This window comes from Streptomyces sp. CB02980 (assembly GCF_014451325.2).
In the GTDB taxonomy this organism is placed as follows: domain Bacteria; phylum Actinomycetota; class Actinomycetes; order Streptomycetales; family Streptomycetaceae; genus Streptomyces.
Genome location: NZ_JACSCH020000031.1, coordinates 57,786 through 63,660, shown reverse-complemented (window position 1 = coordinate 63,660; position 5,875 = coordinate 57,786). Strand labels below are relative to the sequence as shown.

Annotated in this window: 4 protein-coding genes and 1 pseudogene; 4 read left to right on the top strand and 1 reads right to left on the bottom strand. The window is 71.6% G+C overall.

The features are described 5' to 3' along the window. A partial coding sequence (locus E0F75_RS38445; RefSeq protein WP_229315656.1) for an AMP-binding protein occupies nt 1-2,225 on the bottom strand: 2,225 nt, incomplete at its 3' end. A 371-nt stretch (nt 2,226-2,596) separates the two neighbouring features. On the opposite strand from E0F75_RS38445, the gene E0F75_RS38440 reads away from it, so the two are divergent. The 4 genes and pseudogenes from E0F75_RS38440 to E0F75_RS38425 all read left to right on the top strand — a co-directional run. Next, a complete protein-coding gene (locus E0F75_RS38440; RefSeq protein ID WP_229315655.1) occupies nt 2,597-3,769 on the top strand; it encodes a DegT/DnrJ/EryC1/StrS family aminotransferase in 1,173 nt (390 codons plus the stop codon). Then, the gene (locus tag E0F75_RS38435; protein ID WP_229315654.1) at nt 3,766-4,908 is read left to right on the top strand and encodes a Gfo/Idh/MocA family protein; all 1,143 of its coding nucleotides are present in this window, start codon (nt 3,766-3,768) and stop codon (nt 4,906-4,908) included. Before E0F75_RS38440 ends, E0F75_RS38435 begins: the two co-directional genes overlap by 4 nt. After that, on the top strand, nt 4,905-5,600 hold the full coding sequence (locus E0F75_RS38430) for an HAD-IA family hydrolase (protein WP_229315653.1): 696 nt from the start codon (nt 4,905-4,907) through the stop codon (nt 5,598-5,600). Before E0F75_RS38435 ends, E0F75_RS38430 begins: the two co-directional genes overlap by 4 nt. 20 nt (nt 5,601-5,620) lie before the next feature. Then, nucleotides 5,621-5,875: pseudogene (locus tag E0F75_RS38425) on the top strand (hypothetical protein); the annotation flags it as partial.

Below are 5,875 nucleotides of genomic sequence, written 5' to 3'. Positions count from 1 at the left end.
GTCGCCTCACGCGGCGAGATCCCGAAGAACCCCGCATCGAACCGACCCGCGTCATGCAAGAACCCACCACGACGGACATACGTCGTCCCCGGACTGTCCGGATCAGCATCGAACAGACCGTCCAGATCCCAGCCACGGTCCTCCGGAAACTCCGACAGACCGTCCCGACCCTCACTCACCATCCGCCACAGATCCTCCGGACCCGCGACGCCGCCCGGCAGACGGCAGGCCATCCCCACGATCACGATCGGGTCGTGGGGGTCGGAGTGCGCTCCCGCCTCCGCAGTGGCGTCCGCGTCCGTCCGCTCCGTGATCCCCAGGATCTCGGCGCGCAGGTGGACGGCCAGGGCGCGCGGGGTCGGGTGGTCGAAGCTGATCGTGGTGGGCAGGGGCAGTCCGGTGTGCAGGACGAGCCGGTTGCGCAGTTCGACGATCGCGAGGGAGGTGAATCCCAGGTCCCGCAGGGCGCGGTCGGGCGTGATGTCCTCGGCGGCGGGCAGGCGGAGGACCTCCGCCGCCTGTGCGCGCACCAGCTCTTCCAGTACGCGCAGTTGTGCGCTCTTGTCCCGGCCCGTGAGGTCCGCCCGCAGGGCGGCGTGGACGGCGGGGTCGGGCTCGACGAGCCGGATCGAGCGGCCGGCGCTGTCCGCCGTGATCCTCAGGCGTCCCGGGACGTCCGCGAGGCGGTGCCGGACGACCTTCCCCGACGCGGTGCGGGGGATCGCCTCGATCTCGTGGATCTCCTCGGGGACCTTGTAGGCGGCAAGCCGTGCGCGGCAGTGCGCGAGCAGCGCCTCCTCGTCGAAGCCGGCGGGCCCGGGGACCACGTACGCGACGGGCACCTCGCCGAGTGCCTCGTGCGGCTTCGCGGCGACGGCCACGTCGGCGACTCCGGGGAAGGAGCGCAGCGCGGTCTCGACCTCGACCGGGTGGATGTTCTCCCCGCCGCGGATGACGAGTTCCTTGATGCGGCCGCAGATGGTGAGGTGGCCGGCCTCGTCCCGGCGGGCCAGGTCGCCGGTGCGGAACCAGCCGTCGCGCAGGGCCTCGGCGGTGGCTTCCGGGCTGTTGTGGTAGCCGACCATGACGTTCGGGCCCTGGACCCAGACCTCGCCTTCCTGCCCGGCCGGGACCTCCTGGCCCGTGCGGGGGTCGACGACGCGGACTCCGACGCCGGGGACGGGCAGACCGCAGGATCCCTCGACACGTGAGCCGTGGGGGGCGTTGATGGCGATCGCCCCGCATGTCTCGGTGCTGCCGTAGGCGTCGACGAGGGGTACGGCGAAGGTGTCCTCGAACGCCCGGCGCAGGGCGGCGGAGGTCACGCCGCCGCCGACCAGGCCGATGCGCAGGTCGGGCGGGGTGGAGCCGCTGTCCCGTACGGCCTCGACGAGGTAGTGGTAGGTCGTCGGGACGCCGGCGAGGAAGGTCGAGCGGTCGTCACGGAGCGCGTCGAGGACGTCCTGCGGGGAGTGTCCGTCGAGGATGCGGGCGGTGGCGCCGGCCACGGTGACCGACAGGACGCAGGCGATGTGGGACAGGCTGTGGAACAGCGGCAGGGGCCACAGGACGCGGTCGGCTGCGGAGAGTTCCGGGACGGGGATGTAGCAGTTCGTCACGGACCAGAGGCAGTTGCGCTGGGTGGACAGCACGCCCTTGGGAAGACCCGTCGTACCGGAGGTGTAGAAGAGCCAGGCCACCTCGTCGAGGCCCAGGTCGTCCCTGGGGCTCGACGGGAGCGGCGCGTCGCCCGACGGGCCTCCGGCGGCGAGTTCGTCGTACGAGTGGCAGCCCGCCGGCACCGGTCCGGCGCCGGTCACGAGCAGCGTGAGAGGGCCGAGGGGCCGGTTCTCCGCCGCGCGGTCGAGGAGTCGGGCGGCGCTCTCCGGGTCGGTGATGACGAACCGGGCGCCGCTGTCCCCGAGCATGTGGTCGAGTTCGCCGGCCGTGGAGCGCGGGTTGACGGGGACGCCGACGCCGGCGGCGCGGACGATCGCGAGGTAACTCTCGACGGTGGAGACGGTGTTGCCGAGCAGGATGGCGACGCGGTCGCCTCGCCGGAGGCCGAGGTCCGCCAGATGCCCGGCCAGTCGGCCCGTCCTCGCCTCCAGTTCCCGGTAGCCGACCGAGCGTCCCCGGTCCACGAAAGCGGGCTTGTCGCCGAATTGTTCGGCGTGCTCAAGCAGAACTTCCGGAAGGGGCTTGATGATTTCGCCCTGCACCATGACGCCACACCTTCCGGAATTACCAGAATCGTTCGAGAGAAGTCCCAAGACTGGAGCTTTCGGCCAGGTTAGTTCGGGGTGTCTCAGCGCGACATCCCTCACCCTGGTAGGGCCTGACAGGACCCTTGCGAGTCCCCGGCGGGGCGGCTGATCACTACCAGACCGGGGGATGTCCGGCCGAAGCCGCCGCACTACCCTGAGGAAACCCCAGCCACGATGCCGTCCGCGTCATCACCCATGTCGACCGACCGACGGTAATTCACAGGCGATTTCCAGCACGGCGACGGCGTTTCGGGACGCGGAACCCGTCCGTGGCATGTTCCCGGGCACCCTCGGACGCATTCCCGCCCAGGCGGGAGAACAGGAGATTCATGAATCCCCGACAGGCACCGGAATTCCCTTCATGGCCGCAGTTCGGCGATGACGAGCGGACCGGCCTGATCCGTGCGCTGGAGCAGGGTCAGTGGTGGCGCATGGGCGGCAGCGAAGTGGATTCCTTCGAGCGGGAGTTCGCGGCTCACCACGGCGCGCCGTACGCGCTGGCGGTCACGAACGGCACGCACGCGCTGGAACTCGCCCTCCAGGTGATGGGCGTCGGTCCGGGCGACGAGGTCATCGTTCCGGCCTTCACCTTCATCTCGTCCTCGCAGGCCGTGCAGCGCCTGGGCGCGGTCGCGGTCCCCGTGGACGTCGACCCGGACACGTACAACATCGACCCGGTGGCGACGGCCGCCGCGGTGACCTCCCGGACGCGGGCGATCATGCCCGTGCACATGGCGGGTCAGATCGCGGACATGGACGCGCTCGGCAAGCTGTCCGCCGAAACCGGCATCCCGCTGCTCCAGGACGCCGCGCACGCGCACGGCGCCCGTTGGCAGGGCAAGCGGGTGGGCGAGCTGAGCCCGGTGTCCGCGTTCAGCTTCCAGAACGGCAAGCTGATGACCGCGGGCGAGGGCGGGGCGGTGCTCTTCTCGGACGCGGAGACGTACGAGAAGGCGTTCATCCGCCACAGCTGCGGGCGTCCCCGTACCGACCGCCGGTACTTCCACGAGACGAGCGGCTCGAACTTCCGGCTCAACGAGTTCTCGGCGGCCGTCCTGCGTGCGCAGCTGGGGCGCCTGGACGGGCAGATCGCGACCCGTCAGCAGCGCTGGCCGGTGCTCCGGGAACTGCTGCGGCAGATCCCCGGCGTGGTCCCGCAGACCGTGGACCCGCGCGCCGACCACAACTCGCACTACATGGCGATGTTCCGGATCCCCGGCATCGGCGAGGAGGGCCGCAACGCGCTGGTCGAGTCGCTCGTCGCCCGCGGGCTGCCGGCGTTCGTGGCCTTCCGCGCGGTCTACCGTACCGACGCGTTCTGGGAGACGGGCGCGCCGGACATGACGGTGGACGAGCTTGCCGAGCTCTGCCCCCACACCGAGGCCATCACGCAGGACTGCGTCTGGCTCCAGCACCGTGTCCTCCTCGGCACCGAGGAGGACATGCACATCACCGCGGCCATCGTGGCCGAGGCGGTGGCCGAGACCCTGGCCGCCCGATGAGCGTCCGGGTCGCGGTCGTCGGGCTGGGCTGGGCGGGCCGCGAGCTGTGGCTGCCCCGGCTGCGGGAGCATCCCGCGTTCGACGTCGTGGCCGTCGTCGACCCGAGCGCGGCTTCCCGCGCCGCATACGAGGACGGCCAGGCACGGGACGGGGACGGAGACGGAGACGGAGTACGGGAAGCCCGTCCGGCGGTCCTCGCCGACGTGGACGAGCTCGATCGCCGCTCGGTCGACCTCGCCGTGGTCGCCGTACCCAACCACCTGCACGCCGAGGTGGCCGTCGCTCTGCTGCAGCGGGGCATCCCGGTCTTCGTGGAGAAGCCGGTCTGCCTGAACTCGGCCGAGGCCGAGAAGCTGGCGCAGGCGGAGACCGACGGCGGCGCGGTGCTGCTCGCCGGCAGTGCCTCGCGCTACCGGGGCGACATCGGTGTCCTGCTGGACCTGGTGCCCTCGCTCGGCACCGTCCGCCACGTGGAGCTGGCCTGGACGCGGGCGCGTGGCGTCCCGAAGGCCGGTGGCTGGTTCACCAGCCGCAATCAGGCCGGCGGCGGTGTCCTGCTGGACCTCGGCTGGCACCTGTTGGACACCCTCGACGCGATCCTCGGGCCGGTCCCCATGGTCCAGGTCGCGGGCGCGGTCTCCGACGACTTCGTCAACGACCCCTCGTGGGGCGCCGCCTGGCGCCAGGACGGACCGCAGGCCGAGCTCCGCGGCGACGTGGAGGACACGGCCCGCGGCTTCCTGGTGTCGGAGCACGGCACCTCGGTGGCGCTGCGCGCCGGCTGGGCCTCGCACGCGGCACGCGACCTCACCCTGATCCGGGTCGAGGGCAGCGCGGGCACGGCGACCCTGCGGTGCGTCTTCGGGTTCAGCCCGAACCGGGAACCCGTACCGACGCTCACGCTGACCCGCGAAGGCCGCACCGAGGACATCGCGCTGCCCGCCGAGCCGATCGGCGTGGAGTACGGCCGTCAGCTCGACGACCTGCCCCGGCTCCTCGGCGATCCCGCCCATCGCGGCAGCGCCGTGGCGGACATCCGCAGGAACATCCGGATCACGGAGCGCTTCTACGAGGCCGCCCTCGCATCCGGCGCTCCCTCCCCCGACCCCTCTCCCCTCCTCCCCCTGGGAATGTCATGACAACCAGCCCGGTCGAACCGAACGACACCACGACGGCGACGCTGATTCCGGTCAGGGACGCCGTGATCTTCGATCTGGACGGCGTCATCGTCGACAGCCTCGCCGTGATGAACGAGGCCTTCACGCGTGCCTACGCGGAGGTCGTCGGCGACGGCCCCGCGCCGTTCGAGGAGTACCAGCGCCACCAGGGCCGCTATTTCACCGACATCATGGAGATCATGGGGCTCCCGCTGGAGATGGAGGAGCCCTTTGTCCGTGAGAGCTACCGTCTCGCGGACCAGGTGCGGGTCTTCGACGGCGTCGTGGACCTGCTGACGACCCTGCGCGCCCGCGGCCTGCGCCTCGCCATAGCCACCGGCAAGGCCGGTGCGCGGGCCCGCTCGCTGCTCGACGTCCTCGGGCTGCTCCACTACTTCGACCATGTGATCGGATCGGACGAGATCCCCCGGCCGAAGCCCGCCCCGGACATCGTGCTCCACGCCCTCGACCTGCTCGGCGTACCGGCCGAGCGCGCCGTCATGGTGGGCGACGCTCCCACCGACATGGCCAGCGCGCAGGGCGCGGGGGTCTCCACGGCCGCGGCCGTGTGGGCGACCATCGACGAGGAGGAACTGCTCGCCTGCGGTCCCGACGTGGTCCTGCGCGGACCCGCCGACCTGCTCGCGGTCTGCCCCGCGGTGCCCGGTCACTGAGAGGTCCGAGGAGACGGGCGGTGGATCGCACAGTGGGGACGGGACGTCACCTCGGCGTCGATGTCGGGGGCACCAAGGTCGCCCTCCGGGTCGAGTCCGAGGGCGAGGACCCGTACGAGGTGTCCTTCCCGTGGAACGAGCGCCACAGCGCCACAGCGGATCTCGCGCAGCTCGCCGACGCCGTCGGCGGGCTGCGCGCTCGCATGCGCGGGTGTACGGGCATGGGTGCGGGTACGGGCACAGGTACGGGCACGGGCACGGGTACGGGTACGGGT